Consider the following 16,856-nt stretch of genomic DNA (forward strand, 5'->3'; position numbering starts at 1 on the left):
TTATTTGTCTCCTTCTTGGCCTTTACCGGCAACCAAATGCACAAAAAGCTCTTCTAAACGGTTGGATTTATTACGCATACTTTTTACTTCGACCCCTTGTGCAGACAATTGGGCAAAGACTTGGTTAATGCTTTTTTCTTTATCGATGTCTACCTCTAAGGTATGGTCATCTCGACGCCTTAAGGTATAACCATCGAGGCTCAGCTCTTGATTTGATGGAGATAACGGCTCAATATCCAACACAAACGTCTCAAGGTGCAGTTTGGCTAACAGCGACTTCATGGTGGTGTTTTCAACAATTTGACCGGCATCGATGATCGCAATATTACGACAAAGCATTTCTGCTTCTTCTAAATAATGGGTGGTTAAGATGATGGTCATCCCTTGCTCATTGAGCTCTCGCAAGTAATCCCACATATGACGACGTAATTCGATATCGACCCCTGCGGTAGGTTCATCTAAAATCAATACTTTAGGTTCATGCATTAGGGCGCGAGCGATCATTAACCGACGCTTCATCCCGCCAGATAAATTACGCGACGGTTCATTGCGTTTTTGCCAAAGATCTAATTGGGTCAAATACTTTTTCGCACGCTCATGCGCTTCGTTTCTCTCAACACCATAATAACCGGCTTGATTGACCAAAATTTTTAAAGGTGCTTCAAACTGGTTAAAATTAAATTCTTGTGGCACTAGGCCTAAATAACTTTTCGCTAGGTCCAATTCGCGGTCAATATCATGACCAAAGACTTTAACAGTGCCCGCTGTTTTATTGACTAACGAAGTGATCACGCCAATGGTGGTCGACTTACCAGCCCCATTTGGCCCAAGAAGAGCAAAAAAGTCGCCTTTTTCGACCGTCAAATCGATGCCTTTGACGGCTTCAAAGCCACCTTTATATGTTTTTTTTAATCCCGAGATTTCAAGGGCTGGTAGCATACATTATTCCTAAATTATTTATGGTTTTGTCCAAGCCAATAATGGGTCTTCAGCAAAGCCGGTTAGGCCTCTGATTTTAATCTCTTTTATATAAGGGCTAGGAATTAAAAATCAAGTCTGACCTTATCGTGATAAACTGACATAAGTGACGACAAAATTCTTTTATGCTTTAGACCACGATGATAAACAAACGTAATTTACAACAGGCTTTAATTAACCACCTAGAGCTACAACTGGCAAAAACCATGGCATCGGCTGAAACCGCGCGCAAAGCGGCCATCGACGACCAAAGCAAAGCCGAAACACAATACGACACGTTAGGCCTAGAGGCATCTTACTTAGCGCATGGGCATTCTGAGCGAGCACAGGCACTAATCAGCGACATTCAACGCTGTAAAGAAGGGCTTGAACAACTTTCTCGCTCGCCTAAAGTGCAACTAGGCTCTATTGTAGGCATTACCTCAACACTAGATGATAGCAAACAAGACGACTACTTTGTCGCACCAGCTGCCGCGGGGTTAGTGCTTTTACAAGAAAACAAACGCATCACGGTGATTACGCCACAGGCGCCCTTAGCGCAAGCCATTTGGGCTTGCGAGCTTGACGATGAAGTGCGCATTATCAAAAAAGGCCAGCAAATAATCGCCTACATCAGCGAGCTCGACTAAGCACTGCGTCTTTATTGGCTGCTCCTTTACTTGAGCTTATTTAAAGTTATTGAGAAAACAAAGCTTTTAATTGCTTAATGTCGACCTGTTTGTCGTCAATTTTGACATAAGCCACGTTGTCAGCAAAGACAATGGTAGACTCTACCACACCTGGAAACGAATTAAGTTTAGAAGCCAAAGATTTTGCTTCTTCTTCGTTAGCAAACACCACCGAAAAGCTCAGGCTTTTTGAGCGTTGTATTTTTTGCATCCCCAAGGCCAATAAATACCATGTTGCTAAAATAAGAAAACAAAATAAAAATACGTCATGGCGGGCAAAGTAACTTTGCATTATGCCACCACACAAACCGCCGGCGAAAGCACCAAAAAACTGGCTCGATGAATACACCCCCATCGCCGTACCTTTTTGCCCTGCCGGTGAAATTCTTGATAAGTTGGCCGGCATTGTCGCTTCTAAATAATTAAATGCAATAAAGAACAAGACAACAAACGCGGCCATTGAAAAGACGCTTAAATGAAATTGCCAAAGCAATAACAAACTGGCCATCATTAATAATATGGCCGCACAAAACACCTGCTTTTCTTTATCTTTTTTAATTGCCCAAATCATAAAAGGCACCATGATCACAAAAGACACCAATAAAGCAGGTAAATATAATTGCCAATGTTGTGACACCGCAAAACCAGAGTCAACTAGTAACGGTGGCAAAGCAACAAACATGGCGGTCATACATAAATGCAAAATAAACACGCCATAGTTCAAACGAAATAACTGTGGGTGAGTAATAAATTGGAACAATTTATTGGTATTTGCGACATGATCGCCTTTTGGTGCGGTATGAAGTGCACTCGGAACCACAAATAACACCAAAAATATGCCTACAATCGCTAAAATTGCGGTTAACAAGAATAAACCACTAAGGCCAAACTGAGCGGCCACAATAGGCCCCAGCACCATCGCAAGCGCGAACGATAAACCAATAAACATCCCAATAGTCGCCATGACTTTGGGCCGTTGTTCTTCTCGACTTAAATCGGCGGCAAGCGCTAAGGTAGCAGAAGCTATGGCGCCCGTACCTTGTAACGCGCGGCCAATGACTACCCCATATACGGAATCAGAAAAAGCCGCCACCAAACTTCCTAAGCAAAATAATAATAAGCCTGAAACGATCACCGGTTTACGACCAAATTTGTCGGATAAAATACCCATTGGGATTTGTAAAATAGCCTGAGTGAAACCATAGGCACCAATTGCTAAGCCAAGCCAAATGGGGCTATATCCCTCAAGGTGGGTACCGTAAATAGCAAAAACAGGTAAGATCATAAACAAGCCGATCATTCTCATACCAAATACGGTGGCAAGAGAGAGAGAGGCTTTCTTTTCTGTGCGGTTTAATCCAATAGCATTCATATCTTGATTCATTAAAGACAAAAAACAACGCATTTTAACATGCTAGCAGTATAAATCATCCGCTAAACCTTTACAGATTGTAAGATTTACTGATTGAACACAAACTAATGTACAAAATGTTGCTGTAGTTCGGTTTTTACAGATTCAGGGATCGCAACAGAACCTTGCTTTTGATAACTAAAATGCACCATAACGGCGTTGCCACTCGCGCACTTTTGGCCTTGTTGCCACGCTTGCTGATGAACCGTAAATGAAGAATTCCCCATATGCGAAATATAGGTTCTAATTTCTATATCATGTTGTAAGTAAAGCTGGGCGTGAAATTCAACCTCCATTTTAGCCAAAATTAACGGCCAATTGGTTAAATCAAGATCAGGGGAAAATAATTTAAAAATCGGAGTACGAGCCCCTTCAAACCACACAGGAAGCAGAGTGTTATTAATATGGCCAAGCGCATCGGTATCGCTAAATCTTGGTGTAATGATTTGTTTAAACATAACTTTTTTACTTTTATTGTTGTTTTAATGTTTGTAGATACTGGGTAATTTAGCAGAAATTTGTCATAGTATCGCGACAAATATTTTTCACTATAAAGGAGAATAAGTGAATATTCGATTAAACATAGTCGGCTTACTCTTGAGTTCATTGCTGTTAAGTAAACATACCATCGCCGACGACACCTTACTGCCCCCAATTAAAGAATTTAGCGGTGCAAGTTTAGGGTTTATGCAAACAGACAACGGCCCTTGGCAAACCCCAGCAGAAGCATTAGACCTTTTTGATACACCAAACTACCAGCAAACTTTTGCCTATGTAACAAAGTTGGTTGACAGTGATCCGCGTTTGCATCTGTTATCTCTTGGTAAAAGTCCACAGCAACGCGATATTTGGATGCTTGTCGCATCCAGTGATGGCGCCACAACCGCAGAGCAGTTGCAACAAAACAACAAACCCACTTTGTTAATTCAAGCTGGTATCCATGCTGGTGAAATTGACGGGAAGGACGCCGGTTTAATGTTACTTCGAGACATTATCAAAGGTGATAAAGCGCACTTATTAAATAAGGTAAACGTGCTGTTTATTCCCATTTTAAATGTTGATGGTCATGAACGCATTAGTGTGTTTAATCGAGTTAACCAGCGCGGCCCTTGGCAAATGGGGTGGCGAACCAATGCGCAAAATTTAAATTTAAATCGCGATTACGCCAAAATCGATACGCCTGAATTGCAACACCTGATACGGATGATCAACACTTGGCAACCCGATTTATACTTCGACATTCACGTTACCGACGGTGAAGATTATCAATACGATTTAACCTATGGCTTTAATGGTCATTATGCCGACTCTCCAAATATCAGCAATTGGTTAGAGCAGACCTTTAGGCCTAAAGTAGACCAAGACTTACTCGCTAACGGGCATTTACCCAGCCCTTTGGTATTTGGTTTAGAAAAGAAAAATTTCGCCAAAGGACTTTATGGTTGGACCGCAGGTGTTAGGTTCAGTAATGGTTGGGGCGATACCCGTCATTTGCCCACCATATTGGTTGAAAACCATTCGTTAAAACCATATAAGCAACGTGTGTTAGCCACGTATGTGTTTTTACAAAGTGCGATTGAGTTGCTCGCTCAGCAGCACACATCACTGATTCAAGCGACTGAAAAAGATCAAGCTCAACGCCCCAAAAAGCAAACACTTGCATGGGATTTGGACTTTGAAACACCTGAAAAAGCAGATTTTCTAGGTATCGACTATCAAGTTAAAACAGACCCGATTACCGGCATTGAATACGTCGATTGGACAGGTAAAGACCGGTTGTATAAAGACCTTCCGACATATTGGGCGCGAAAACCCGCTATTGTGGTTGATGTACCAAAAGCCTATTACGTCCCCATAGAGCATCAACAAGTCATTGAACGTCTGAGCATTCATGGCATTGAAATAAGCCAAGTCGCCTCGTTACCAACAAATGATTTATTCGAGCTTAGTGCCAAAAACTCAACATTTGCCAGTGCACCTTTTGAAGGCCATTTAACCGTTAAAGCGACCTTTACCGAAAATAACGCCAAGCCAAAAGCCCATACGACTTATGTAAAAGTATCCACCGACCAACCCCTTGGCCGCCTTGCTGTCGCATTATTGGATCCTAGAGGCCCTGATTCCTTTTTTAGTTGGGGATTTTTCAATCAAATGTTTCAACGAACGGAATACATTGAAAGTTATGTTGTGGCCCCTTTAGCACGCAGGATGCTTATGCAAGATAGCGCTTTAAAGCAAGAGTTTGAGCAAGCATTTCCCAAACAAAAGCAAGCAGTGGGAGAACATAAAGATAATCTACAAACAAATGCAGATTCTGACCAACAGCGCATGCAGTGGTTTTATCAACGCAGTAAATATCACGATAGCCAATACTTGAAATATCCGGTGTTGATTGAAAAATAACACCGCTTGAAAAAATAAGGCATCAGATTTAACGTATCTGATGCCTTTTATTTTACCCTTTATAAAGGGCGCTGTAGATGAAAAGTTAAGTTATGCACCGAACCAATAGATAACCAGAATCTCTTAGTGCAAGGTAACTACAAAAAGCGCTTTAAAATACGATCTATTTGCGTCCACTTTATTCTACGTAGTAACTCTTTGGGCTTTTCCGGATAATCTTTAACCGACTGCAAGTCGTTAATCGAATTAATGCGATTGGTATGTTGCAATATATTATCCAGTTCTTTGTGCCATTGGGCTTTTAACTGTTGCTGTTTATCGGTTACCAACAAGCCATTTTCTAAATCTAGACTCCAGGCCCTTGGGTTTAAGTTACTGCCTGTAATTAAGTGGTAGGTATCGTCAGCGACCACACCTTTTAAATGATAACTGTTGCTTTCATGCTTCCATAAACGGATGTTAAGCAGACCTTTATCAATGTACTTTTGGTATTTCTTAATAAATATGGCCAGTAAGCGCTCATAAAGATAAGGCACGATGCCTATCGTTGAAAACTTATCTTCATCGGTAATGTAAAAATCATTAGCCGTTTTATCACCGACAATCACGGTAACATTTACACCACGCTTTAAGGCTTTAAGTAAGTCAGCGGTTAAAGATTTAGGCAAATTAAAATACGGGGTAAATACCACTAAGTTTGAATTGGCCACTTGAAACACTTTGCGCGCAGTTAAATTAAGTTTGTTTGCTTTTGGCCCAAGCCCTACCAACGGGATCACACTCAAAGGGACTCTAGCGCTTTCTGTATTTTCGACTTTGTATTCAGAATTCTTAAGTTCAACTTTGAACTTTTTACAGCGTTGTTTAATTACTTTTTTAGAGGGTACATTGGTTTGGTTAATTCGAGGTGCGCAGTTATTACCAACAAAGTACGTTGTTAAATAATTAACAAAGGTATTACTTAAGACCTTACTCTCAAATTTATGGTAACGATCGCAGCGGTACTTATCACCGACATGCAAATAAACATTATTGATACTGGCGCCACTAAATAAGAGAACGTCATCGACAACAAAACCTTTTAGGTGCAACACACCTAAAAACTCACGACTTTTAACCGCTACTCCATAAATATTAATGTCATGTTCATATTGCTCTGACAACGACAAATAGAGTTCTCGATTACCCAACGAAGTACCTTCGCCTATTAACCCTCTTTGCGCTCGATGAAAATCCACAAACAGGCAAACGTCTAATTCTGGATTGGCTTGCTTGGCTTGGTAAATTGCATGCAACACTTCACGCCCTGCATCATCGTCTTGTAAATATAAAGCCGTTAAATAAATTCGCTTTTTAGCCGTTCGAATCAGAGATAATAATTCTTGATGGAACTCTTTAGCCGAATAAAGGACAGAAAGGTTCTCTGGCAAAAGAGGGATTGCATCTTTTAATGACAATGTTGTACTACGGGAAAAAATCATTTGACTATATTATTCGTTATTTATCGTTTGATTATATACAAAATTGCAATTTAAAAGAAAATAAATAACCACATTCTATGTGGATTAAGCTCGAATATGTCGTCAAAGATCGTATTCAACTGATTTAGCGCAAGGATTTACGCTAACTACGTCCTCATCTTCCAGCTAACGCGTTAAAAACAGGTAAAGATTTATATTCGACCTGATAAATCAGAAAAGAAAGTCGCGCTTTTTTGTTATAAAAGCAACGGTCCATCGATCCTACTATTAAAATAGAGATCTATACGCACCAAACTAGGGCAAAACGCCCCAAAATGTAATTATCAAATCAAAAAAGAAAGCAAAAAGAACACAAAACCAGCATTCAGCCCCCTTAATTTGATTTAAAACAACCAAAAAAAGAAATAAAAACAAAAATCCTGTAATTAAATTACATTAGAGTGTTTACTTTAAAGGATCGTCTGGGTATACTACACACAACTCAAACAGCAACACTTTTTTTAAGTTAAATAAATTTTTAGGATATTTTATTATGAAAACTACTACTCTTGCTCTAGCTATCTCTTTATTCTCATTAAGTGCTAACGCAACTTTATCTTCAACACCGGTAAAATTTGTACCAGGTGATTTAAAACCAGCAACCAGCTTATGTGTAATTGCTGCTAAAGAAGGTGTTACAGCGGCTAAGAAAGCTGCAGTTAAACTATTAGGCGATAACGAATACGTTGAGTACTCAACTATTTGTAACGGTATGCCACTAAAAGCATTTGCTAAGCAATACAAAATTGCTCGCAACTCGAAGTAACAGTAAACTTATATAATTACTGAAAATATCCTTGCGTGGGCTTCATACAAACCAGAAGCCCACACAACGATTTAATCAATCCTAAGTATTCACTCTTCTTTTATTTCCTACACAATTTTCTTCTTCGAAATCCCTACCCAAACACTCTCATTTAAGACTCAACCATTGCCCTTTAAGCAAAAGTCATAACCTCAAATCAATAGCACTAACAAATCTAAACTATCTTTTTCGTTATAAACATAAAGACGTGTTCAACGACACGGCATATAGTTGTCATCTTTTGATCATAAAATAGCGTCATCAATTAATAACTTTGCAGCCCTACCTTCACCAAACATTTCAATATTATTAAGCCAGCGCCACATTAAGTTCGTGTCATAACTTAATACAATCAGCAAAGCTACAAAGCTAAAAAACCGAGCCGACATGCTGTGATCATTGTCGATGGTGCCTCATGGCATCAAGCGCATCTCACCGAACAATTCGCAATATTACCTTATTGAAATATTCACCAGAGTTGAATCCAATAGAGCAGGTATGGCAATGGATAAGGCAACATGAATTATCGAACCGTGTATTTAAAAACTATAATGACATTGTTGATTGCTGTTGCGAGGCATTGAATTGGTTTATTTCGGATGTAGATCGGGTAAAGAAAATGTGTTTTCGTGACTGGTTGAAAGTTGAAAGTTGGAAGTTGGAAGTTGGAAGTTGGAAGTTAATTAATGAGATTGGTATTAAAAGGATAGAACGCTGCAAGGTGGCAAGGAAGGAGATCCTCGCCTTCGCGAGGATGACGATATGGTTAACAAGCACCGTCATTGCGGCGAACAACTGCATGGATGCAAGCGGTAGAGTAACGCAGGAGCAGTTGCCGAGGCCGCAACCTCGTTGAGATTTTAGCAGGCTATAGAGCTATAACGCTTAAAGGCTTCAAGGATAAAAGGCTTTAAGGATAGAACGTTACAAGGATGCAAGGAGAGTGTATTAACACGCACCGTCATCCCATCATGTTTTACGACTGCATGGATGCAGGAGGTAGAGCAACGCAGGAGCAGTTGCCGAGGATGGGACCTCCATCGGGTGCGAGGTGGTTGAATGTTTCAAAAGCCTAAAACGAGAAAAGCCCGCTTAAATAAGCGGGCTTTTAGAATAGGAGCCTAGCGATGACCTACTCTCACATGGGAACTCCCACACTACCATCGGCGCTGTTGCGTTTCACTTCTGAGTTCGGCATGGGATCAGGTGGTTCCACAACGCTATTGTCGCTAGACAAAACTTGTTAAACAATTTGAAATCTAATATTAAACGCTACTCAATTCTTACAATGCGTGATGTTTCAGACATACAATCTTTAAAACCTCTTGGGTGTTGTATGGTTAAGCCTCACGGGCAATTAGTATCAGTTAGCTCAAGGCCTCGCAACCCTTACACACCTGACCTATCAACGTCGTAGTCTCCGACGACCCTTTAGGGGACTCAAAGTCCCAGTGAGAACTCATCTCAAAGCCTGCTTCCCGCTTAGATGCTTTCAGCGGTTATCAGTTCCGAACATAGCTACCGGGCAATGCCATTGGCATGACAACCCGAACACCAGCGGTTCGTCCACTCCGGTCCTCTCGTACTAGGAGCAGCCCTCTTCAATTCTCAAACGCCCACGGCAGATAGGGACCGAACTGTCTCACGACGTTCTAAACCCAGCTCGCGTACCACTTTAAATGGCGAACAGCCATACCCTTGGGACCGACTTCAGCCCCAGGATGTGATGAGCCGACATCGAGGTGCCAAACACCGCCGTCGATATGAACTCTTGGGCGGTATCAGCCTGTTATCCCCGGAGTACCTTTTATCCGTTGAGCGATGGCCCTTCCATACAGAACCACCGGATCACTATGACCTACTTTCGTACCTGCTCGACGTGTCTGTCTCGCAGTTAAGCTGGCTTATGCCATTGCACTAACCGTACGATGTCCGACCGTACTTAGCCAACCTTCGTGCTCCTCCGTTACTCTTTGGGAGGAGACCGCCCCAGTCAAACTACCCACCAGACAGTGTCCCCAATCTCGATAAGAGACCTAGGTTAGAACATCACGCATACAAGGGTGGTATTTCAAGATTGGCTCCACAACATCTGGCGACGTTGCTTCAAAGCCTCCCACCTATCCTACACATGTAGGAGCAATGTTCACTGTCAAGCTATAGTAAAGGTTCACGGGGTCTTTCCGTCTAGCCGCGGGTATACGGCATCTTAACCGCAAATTCAATTTCACTGAGTCTCGGGTGGAGACAGTGTGGCCATGATTACGCCATTCGTGCAGGTCGGAACTTACCCGACAAGGAATTTCGCTACCTTAGGACCGTTATAGTTACGGCCGCCGTTTACCGGGGCTTCGATCATGAGCTTCGCTTGCGCTAACCCAATCAATTAACCTTCCGGCACCGGGCAGGCGTCACACCGTATACGTCATCTTTCGATTTTGCACAGTGCTGTGTTTTTAATAAACAGTTCCAGCCACCTGGTTACTTCGACTGACCTCAGCTTAAGGAGCAAGTCCCATCACCAAAGTCAGCGTACCTTCTCCCGAAGTTACGGTACTATTTTGCCTAGTTCCTTCACCCGAGTTCTCTCAAGCGCCTTAGTATTCTCTACCTAACCACCTGTGTCGGTTTGGGGTACGGTTCCTTATAATCTGATGCTTAGAAGCTTTTCCTGGAAGTAGGGCATCAACAACTTCAATTCCGTAGAATCTCGTCTCGTATCTCAGCCTTAAGAAGAACCGGATTTACCTAATTCTTCAGCCTACATACTTTCACATGGACAACCAACGCCATGCTTGCCTAGCCTGCTCCGTCCCTCCTTCGCAATTATAAGAAGTACAGAAATATTAATCTGTTTCCCATCGACTACGCGTTTCCGCCTCGCCTTAGGGGCCGACTTACCCTGCCCTGATTAACATGGGACAGGAAACCTTGGTCTTTCGGCGGGGGAGTTTTTCACTCCCCTTATCGTTACTCATGTCAGCATTCGCACTTCTGATACCTCCAGCATGCTTTACAACACACCTTCAACGGCTTACAGAACGCTCCCCTACCACTTGAACCTAAGTTCAAATCCGCAGCTTCGGTGCATAGTTTAGCCCCGTTACATCTTCCGCGCAGACCGACTCGACTAGTGAGCTATTACGCTTTCTTTAAAGGGTGGCTGCTTCTAAGCCAACCTCCTAGCTGTCTATGCCTTTCCACATCGTTTCCCACTTAACTATGACTTTGGGACCTTAGCTGGCGGTCTGGGTTGTTTCCCTTTCCACAACGGACGTTAGCACCCGCAGTGTGTCTCCCGGATAGTACTCATTGGTATTCGGAGTTTGCAAAGGGTTGGTAAGTCGGGATGACCCCCTAGCCTTAACAGTGCTCTACCCCCAATGGTATTCGTCCGAGGCTCTACCTAAATAGATTTCGGGGAGAACCAGCTATCTCCCGGCTTGATTAGCCTTTCACTCCGACCCACAGGTCATCACCGCATTTTTCAACATACGTGTGTTCGGTCCTCCAGTTGATGTTACTCAACCTTCAACCTGCCCATGGGTAGATCGCCGGGTTTCGGGTCTATGCCCTGCAACTAAACGCGCAGTTAACACTCGCTTTCGCTACGGCTCCCCTATTCGGTTAACCTTGCTACAGAACATAAGTCGCTGACCCATTATACAAAAGGTACGCAGTCACCTAACAAGTAGGCTTCCACTGCTTGTACGTATGCGGTTTCAGGTTCTATTTCACTCCCCTCACAGGGGTTCTTTTCGCCTTTCCCTCACGGTACTGGTTCACTATCGGTCAGTTAGGAGTATTTAGCCTTGGAGGATGGTCCCCCCATATTCAGTCAAGATTTCTCGTGTCCCGACCTACTCGATTTCACGGTAAGTTTATTTTCGTGTACGGGGCTATCACCCTGTATCGCTGCCCTTTCCAGAGCATTCCACTAATTTACAAACCGCTTAAGGGCTAATTCCCGTTCGCTCGCCGCTACTAAGGAAATCTCGGTTGATTTCTTTTCCTCGGGGTACTTAGATGTTTCAGTTCTCCCGGTTCGCCTCATTAAGCTATGTATTCACTTAATGATACCTGCCTTACGACAAGTGGGTTTCCCCATTCGGACATCTGTGCCTATAACGCCTTTTATCGGCTTAACACAGCTTTTCGCAGATTAACACGTCCTTCATCGCCTCTAACTGCCAAGGCATCCACCACATACGCTTAGTCACTTAACCATACAACCCCAAACGGTCTTGCTCGTTACTAGTCGTTTCTACGGCATTGTCTTCTATTTTCTCTCGATTACATAACACGTTATGCGCATTTCGAGAAAACATTGACGGCTTTGTAGAAGCGCCTAATTCCGTCGCAATACAGCCAATTAACTGACCGTATTTGCTTGGACTGTTCGGTGACTAAACCGAACTAATTGTATCGCCTGACATTTTCACGCATTCAATAAGAATGTTTCAAACATGGATGTTTGAATGTCGAATTGTACACGGATGTACTAAATTCGACCCTTGAGTAAGAGATAATCAATAGATTATCAATTTTGAAAACACTAGGAATGTGTTTTCGTTTTGGTGCTTATATCATTTGATAACATCGTGCGACACGTTGTTATCGATACAAACACCGGGTTTAATATCAGCTTTCCAAATTGTTAAAGATGTCATATCTGCACGCATTCGGCAGTTATGTGAGTGAAAACTCAAAGATAAGCATTAGTGCTTATCTTTAAGTTTTCATCAATTGTTATCATGCTATTTGTGTGAACACTCGCAGTACTTTCGTACTCATTAAGTTGTCTACTTAAGGTAAGGAGGTGATCCAACCCCAGGTTCCCCTAGGGTTACCTTGTTACGACTTCACCCCAGTCATGAATCACAAAGTGGTAACCGTCCTCCCGAAGGTTAAACTAGCTACTTCTTTTGCAACCCACTCCCATGGTGTGACGGGCGGTGTGTACAAGGCCCGGGAACGTATTCACCGCGGCATTCTGATCCACGATTACTAGCGATTCCGACTTCATGGAGTCGAGTTGCAGACTCCAATCCGGACTACGACAGACTTTATGGGATTCGCTCCACCTCGCGGTCTTGCTGCCCTTTGTATCTGCCATTGTAGCACGTGTGTAGCCCATCCCGTAAGGGCCATGATGACTTGACGTCGTCCCCACCTTCCTCCGGTTTATCACCGGCAGTCTCCTTAAAGTTCCCACCCGAAGTGCTGGCAAATAAGGATAAGGGTTGCGCTCGTTGCGGGACTTAACCCAACATTTCACAACACGAGCTGACGACAGCCATGCAGCACCTGTCTCAGAGTTCCCGAAGGCACGAAGCTATCTCTAGCGACTTCTCTGGATGTCAAGGGATGGTAAGGTTCTTCGCGTTGCATCGAATTAAACCACATGCTCCACCGCTTGTGCGGGCCCCCGTCAATTCATTTGAGTTTTAACCTTGCGGCCGTACTCCCCAGGCGGTCAACTTATCGCGTTAGCTGCGCTACCCACGTCTTAAAGACACAAACAGCTAGTTGACATCGTTTACGGCGTGGACTACCAGGGTATCTAATCCTGTTTGCTCCCCACGCTTTCGTGCCTCAGCGTCAGTATTTGTCCAGGTGGCCGCCTTCGCCACTGATGTTCCTTCCAATCTCTACGCATTTCACCGCTACACTGGAAATTCCACCACCCTCTACAATACTCTAGACAGCCAGTTCGAAATGCAGTTCCAAGGTTGAGCCCTGGGCTTTCACATCTCGCTTAACAATCCGCCTACGCACGCTTTACGCCCAGTAATTCCGATTAACGCTCGCACCCTCCGTATTACCGCGGCTGCTGGCACGGAGTTAGCCGGTGCTTCTTCTGCGAGTAACGTCACAGCTAGCAGATATTAGCTACTAACCTTTCCTCCTCGCTGAAAGTGCTTTACAACCCGAAGGCCTTCTTCACACACGCGGCATGGCTGCATCAGGGTTTCCCCCATTGTGCAATATTCCCCACTGCTGCCTCCCGTAGGAGTCTGGGCCGTGTCTCAGTCCCAGTGTGGCTGATCATCCTCTCAAACCAGCTAGAGATCGTCGCCATGGTAGGCCTTTACCCCACCATCTAGCTAATCTCACTTGGGCTAATCTAAAGGCGAAAGGTCCGAAGATCCCCTCCTTTGGTCCGTAGACATTATGCGGTATTAGCAGTCGTTTCCAACTGTTGTCCCCCACCTCAAGGCATATTCCCAAGCATTACTCACCCGTCCGCCGCTCGTCATCTTCTAGCAAGCTAGAAATGTTACCGCTCGACTTGCATGTGTTAAGCCTGCCGCCAGCGTTCAATCTGAGCCATGATCAAACTCTTCAATTAAAAAGTTGTTTTTTGATTCCGAAGAATCGACTCAATGAATTTGCTGGTTGTTTTCACTTTAAAAGTAAAAACAAACTTTACATAAAACATATGTATATATTTTGTGTGTCATCATCATTAAGTTAATGCGCTACCGGTATAAATACTTAGTAGCTTTGTAAATCAATCTTAATGTGAGTGCCCACACAAATTGCATGATAACTAATTGTTAAAGATAAGCACTTGGATGTGCCAACATCGAAAGGTTCATGGAAGAACGCTTTGTTTCGATGCGAGGTCAGACGCATTCGCTAACCTTCTTTTTTTGCTTCATACCTTGCCCGAAGCGAGATGCGCATTCTACGCATCTGAAGTTCAAAGTCAACCGTTTTTAAAATCTTTTTTGAAAAAGTTTTTAAAGCAGGATTTGCTTAAAACCCCCTTCACACTTGGCTTGTCAACCTTGTTGCCTAACCCCGTGGAAGTGGATGCGCATTCTAGAGATTTTTAGGATGCCGTCAACTGTTTTTTGCTAAGAAATCGACAAAACTTGCAAAAACACGCTCAACTGCTCAAATTTCACCCAGAAGTTAAAAATAGTTACTTTACAGTTACTAACTATTGACTTAAATCATTGATATTTTATGCAAGTGTTCGCTATATTGAGGTTAAATAAACACCAATTTAATAAGGTTCGTTATGAGGTATTTAATCCTACCCTTCGTTTTGGCTATTTTTGCTGGACCAGGTTTATGTGATGAATATTCTTCGAAAGAAAAATTTCTCTCAAGATTGCTCGACAAACAGGTAGAACAGAATATTTCGATCGAACGTAGTGTGAGTGTTTTATTAAAACGGTACCCAGGTTATGAGGAGTTTATTTTAAATAAAGCTTTTTCTAACTATCCTAAACAATACCGCCAAATTATTCGTGGTGCGTTCAATGCAAATCCAGCCTTAAGCCAAGATATTATTCGTCTTGCTTTAACTCATCAAGTCGATAGCTGTGACAAGGTCATTAAAACTGCGATTAAAGCTGAGCCCGCTTATGCAGACGATATTGTGGTTGTTGCCAGTAAATTACATCCTGACGATCGGCACCATATTGTTCGGATGGCGTTAAAAACCAAACCTGTGATGGCAACTAGCATTGTAAATTCAACGTTAGATACATACCCCAATGACTTTATCGAAATCTTATCAATGGCATTTGATGAGCTCCCTGAAATGTTTTCCACCTTATTAAACAGTGTTTTTCGCAATCATCCTGAGAAAAGTGATGCCGTAATAAAAGTCGCTGTACAAAACGCTGATAAACAACATATCAGAGATATCATCGATTTGGCGGTAGGCTCTGGGTTAGACCAAGATGCCGTATTAGAAAGCGTATTAAAAGCAGGGGCTGATAAAGAACTCGTTGCTAAGTGGGAAGAAAAACACTAACGGGACTATGCACTCTGTTATATAACCCACTATATAAGGTTTATCAATTCAATAAGAAGGGAAGCTCTGCTTCCCTTCTTTGTTGTATATCATTGGTTTTTAAATGGCTTTAAGGTCTCGACTTTATGCGCGCTCGAATATGGTCGCGATGCCTTGCCCTAAACCTATACACATGGTCGCTAAACCTAAGTTCACGTCTTTATGTTCCATTAAGTTAATCAAGGTCGTTGAAATCCGCGCCCCTGAGCAACCTAATGGATGACCTAAAGCAATAGCGCCACCATTAAGGTTTATTTTTTCATCCATCACATCGAGTAAACCTAAAGTTTTAATACAGGCCAGCGCTTGAGCAGCAAAAGCTTCGTTAAACTCGGCTAACTGAATATCTTTAATTGTTAGGCCCGCTCTTTGTAACGCTTTATGCGTTGCCGGTACAGGACCTGCGCCCATAATGGCAGGATCGCAACCCGCTACGCCCATCCCTCGTACCTTCACTCGAGCTTCTAAACCTAATTCTTTGGCCCTGGTTGCTGACATAACAAGCATGGCACTGGCACCATCAGAGATCGCTGAAGAAGTGCCCGCTGTAACCGTTCCATTAGCTGGATCGAAAACCGGTCGAAGTTTAGACAACGAGTCGATACTACAATCGGGGCGAATAACCTCATCTTGTTGAAATACTTTTAGAGCGCCTAACTCATCATGCCCTTCTACCGGCACAATTTCTCGCTGCCATCGTCCTTGCATTTGGGCCTCGAAGGCTTTTTGGTGTGAACGAGAACCAAATTCATCCTGCATTCTGCGACTAATACCGTGTTGACGGCCAAGCATCTCGGCTGTCAGTCCCATATTTCCAGACGCTTTAGCCATATATTTAGCCATCGCCGGAGCAAAATCGACATCGTACATCATAGGTACGTGCCCCATATGCTCGACCCCACCGATAAGAAATACATCCCCTTGGCCTGCCATTATCGACAGTGAGGCATCATGCAAAGCTTGCATTGATGATCCACATAAGCGGTTGACGGTAATCGCTGGTACAGTTTTGGGAATCCCTGCTAATAAAGCAGCATTACGGGCAATATTAAAACCCTGTTCTTTAGTTTGCTTGACGCAGCCCCAGATAACATCATCAATTTCTTTTGGATCTAACTTAGGGTTTCGTAGCAATATTTGCTGCATTAAGGTGGCAGACAATTCTTCCGCTCGCACATTGCGAAACATCCCGCCTTTTGAACGCCCCATAGGAGAGCGGATACAATCAATAATAACGACTTCATTCATAACTCTTTCC

The 16,856-nt window shown here is 43.1% G+C and carries 9 protein-coding genes, 3 rRNA genes and 1 pseudogene; 5 read left to right on the top strand and 8 right to left on the bottom strand.

What is annotated here, in order from left to right; translation table 11 throughout:
* Window positions 1–939, bottom strand: a complete 939-nt coding sequence (locus tag ACAY00_RS11985; RefSeq protein WP_371373958.1) for an ABC transporter ATP-binding protein — start codon at window positions 937–939, stop codon at window positions 1–3.
* Window positions 940–1,118: 179 nt separating this feature from the next.
* Here ACAY00_RS11985 and ACAY00_RS11990 point away from each other — a divergent pair, with 179 nt between their 5' ends.
* A complete protein-coding gene (locus ACAY00_RS11990) occupies window positions 1,119–1,607 on the top strand; it encodes a hypothetical protein (protein ID WP_371373961.1) in 489 nt (162 codons plus the stop codon).
* Between the two features lie 46 nt (window positions 1,608–1,653).
* Here ACAY00_RS11990 and ACAY00_RS11995 read toward each other — a convergent pair whose 3' ends face one another.
* Together ACAY00_RS11995 and ACAY00_RS12000 are read right to left on the bottom strand one after the other, a co-directional pair.
* Window positions 1,654–3,018, bottom strand: a complete 1,365-nt coding sequence (locus ACAY00_RS11995; protein WP_371379726.1) for an MFS transporter — start codon at window positions 3,016–3,018, stop codon at window positions 1,654–1,656.
* A 104-nt stretch (window positions 3,019–3,122) separates the two neighbouring features.
* Window positions 3,123–3,515 carry an acyl-CoA thioesterase gene (locus ACAY00_RS12000; protein ID WP_371373964.1) on the bottom strand — a complete coding sequence of 131 codons (393 nt, stop codon included), beginning with the start codon at window positions 3,513–3,515 and terminating at the stop codon, window positions 3,123–3,125.
* Window positions 3,516–3,621: 106 nt separating this feature from the next.
* Here ACAY00_RS12000 and ACAY00_RS12005 point away from each other — a divergent pair, with 106 nt between their 5' ends.
* The gene (locus tag ACAY00_RS12005) at window positions 3,622–5,460 is read left to right on the top strand and encodes a M14 family metallopeptidase (protein ID WP_371373966.1); all 1,839 of its coding nucleotides are present in this window, start codon (window positions 3,622–3,624) and stop codon (window positions 5,458–5,460) included.
* A gap of 137 nt (window positions 5,461–5,597) precedes the next feature.
* On the opposite strand, the gene pssA is transcribed toward ACAY00_RS12005, so the two are convergent.
* Window positions 5,598–6,941, bottom strand: coding sequence for a CDP-diacylglycerol--serine O-phosphatidyltransferase (gene pssA, locus ACAY00_RS12010; RefSeq protein ID WP_371373969.1), 1,344 nt, complete (start codon window positions 6,939–6,941; stop codon window positions 5,598–5,600).
* A 532-nt stretch (window positions 6,942–7,473) separates the two neighbouring features.
* On the opposite strand from pssA, the gene ACAY00_RS12015 reads away from it, so the two are divergent.
* Window positions 7,474–7,746, top strand: a complete 273-nt coding sequence (locus ACAY00_RS12015) for a hypothetical protein (RefSeq protein WP_371373972.1) — start codon at window positions 7,474–7,476, stop codon at window positions 7,744–7,746.
* Window positions 7,747–8,168: 422 nt separating this feature from the next.
* Window positions 8,169–8,380 (top strand): annotated as a pseudogene (locus ACAY00_RS12020) (transposase); the annotation flags it as partial.
* Between the two features lie 524 nt (window positions 8,381–8,904).
* On the opposite strand, the gene rrf reads toward ACAY00_RS12020, so the two are convergent.
* From rrf to ACAY00_RS12035, 3 genes are all read right to left on the bottom strand, one after another.
* A 5S ribosomal RNA gene (gene rrf / locus ACAY00_RS12025) occupies window positions 8,905–9,019 on the bottom strand.
* 102 nt (window positions 9,020–9,121) lie between these two features.
* Window positions 9,122–12,011 (bottom strand): 23S ribosomal RNA (locus ACAY00_RS12030).
* A gap of 586 nt (window positions 12,012–12,597) precedes the next feature.
* Window positions 12,598–14,137, bottom strand: a 16S ribosomal RNA gene (locus tag ACAY00_RS12035).
* The 16S, 23S and 5S rRNA genes sit together here, the layout of an rRNA operon.
* Window positions 14,138–14,815: 678 nt before the next feature.
* On the opposite strand from ACAY00_RS12035, the gene ACAY00_RS12040 reads away from it, so the two are divergent.
* Entirely contained in the window at window positions 14,816–15,559 is a 744-nt protein-coding gene (locus ACAY00_RS12040) for a hypothetical protein (protein ID WP_371373974.1), read from the top strand.
* 123 nt (window positions 15,560–15,682) lie between these two features.
* Here the strand turns inward: ACAY00_RS12040 and fadA are convergent, their stop codons facing one another.
* Window positions 15,683–16,846: an acetyl-CoA C-acyltransferase FadA gene (gene fadA / locus ACAY00_RS12045; protein ID WP_371373976.1), complete on the bottom strand. Its 1,164-nt coding sequence runs from the start codon at window positions 16,844–16,846 to the stop codon at window positions 15,683–15,685.
* Between the last annotated feature and the right edge of the window lie 10 nt (window positions 16,847–16,856).

It is taken from the genome of Thalassotalea sp. 273M-4, from assembly GCF_041410465.1.
GTDB lineage: Bacteria > Pseudomonadota > Gammaproteobacteria > Enterobacterales > Alteromonadaceae > Thalassotalea_A > Thalassotalea_A aquiviva.

Coding starts and splice junctions, on each gene's coding strand:
- ACAY00_RS11985 (WP_371373958.1), bottom strand. CDS start 939: ATGCTACCAGCCCTTGAAATCTCGGGATTAAAAAAAACATATAAAGGT.
- ACAY00_RS11990 (WP_371373961.1), top strand. CDS start 1,119: ATGATAAACAAACGTAATTTACAACAGGCTTTAATTAACCACCTAGAG.
- ACAY00_RS11995 (WP_371379726.1), bottom strand. CDS start 3,018: ATGAATGCTATTGGATTAAACCGCACAGAAAAGAAAGCCTCTCTCTCT.
- ACAY00_RS12000 (WP_371373964.1), bottom strand. CDS start 3,515: ATGTTTAAACAAATCATTACACCAAGATTTAGCGATACCGATGCGCTT.
- pssA (WP_371373969.1), bottom strand. CDS start 6,941: ATGATTTTTTCCCGTAGTACAACATTGTCATTAAAAGATGCAATCCCT.
- ACAY00_RS12015 (WP_371373972.1), top strand. CDS start 7,474: ATGAAAACTACTACTCTTGCTCTAGCTATCTCTTTATTCTCATTAAGT.
- ACAY00_RS12040 (WP_371373974.1), top strand. CDS start 14,816: ATGAGGTATTTAATCCTACCCTTCGTTTTGGCTATTTTTGCTGGACCA.
- fadA (WP_371373976.1), bottom strand. CDS start 16,846: ATGAATGAAGTCGTTATTATTGATTGTATCCGCTCTCCTATGGGGCGT.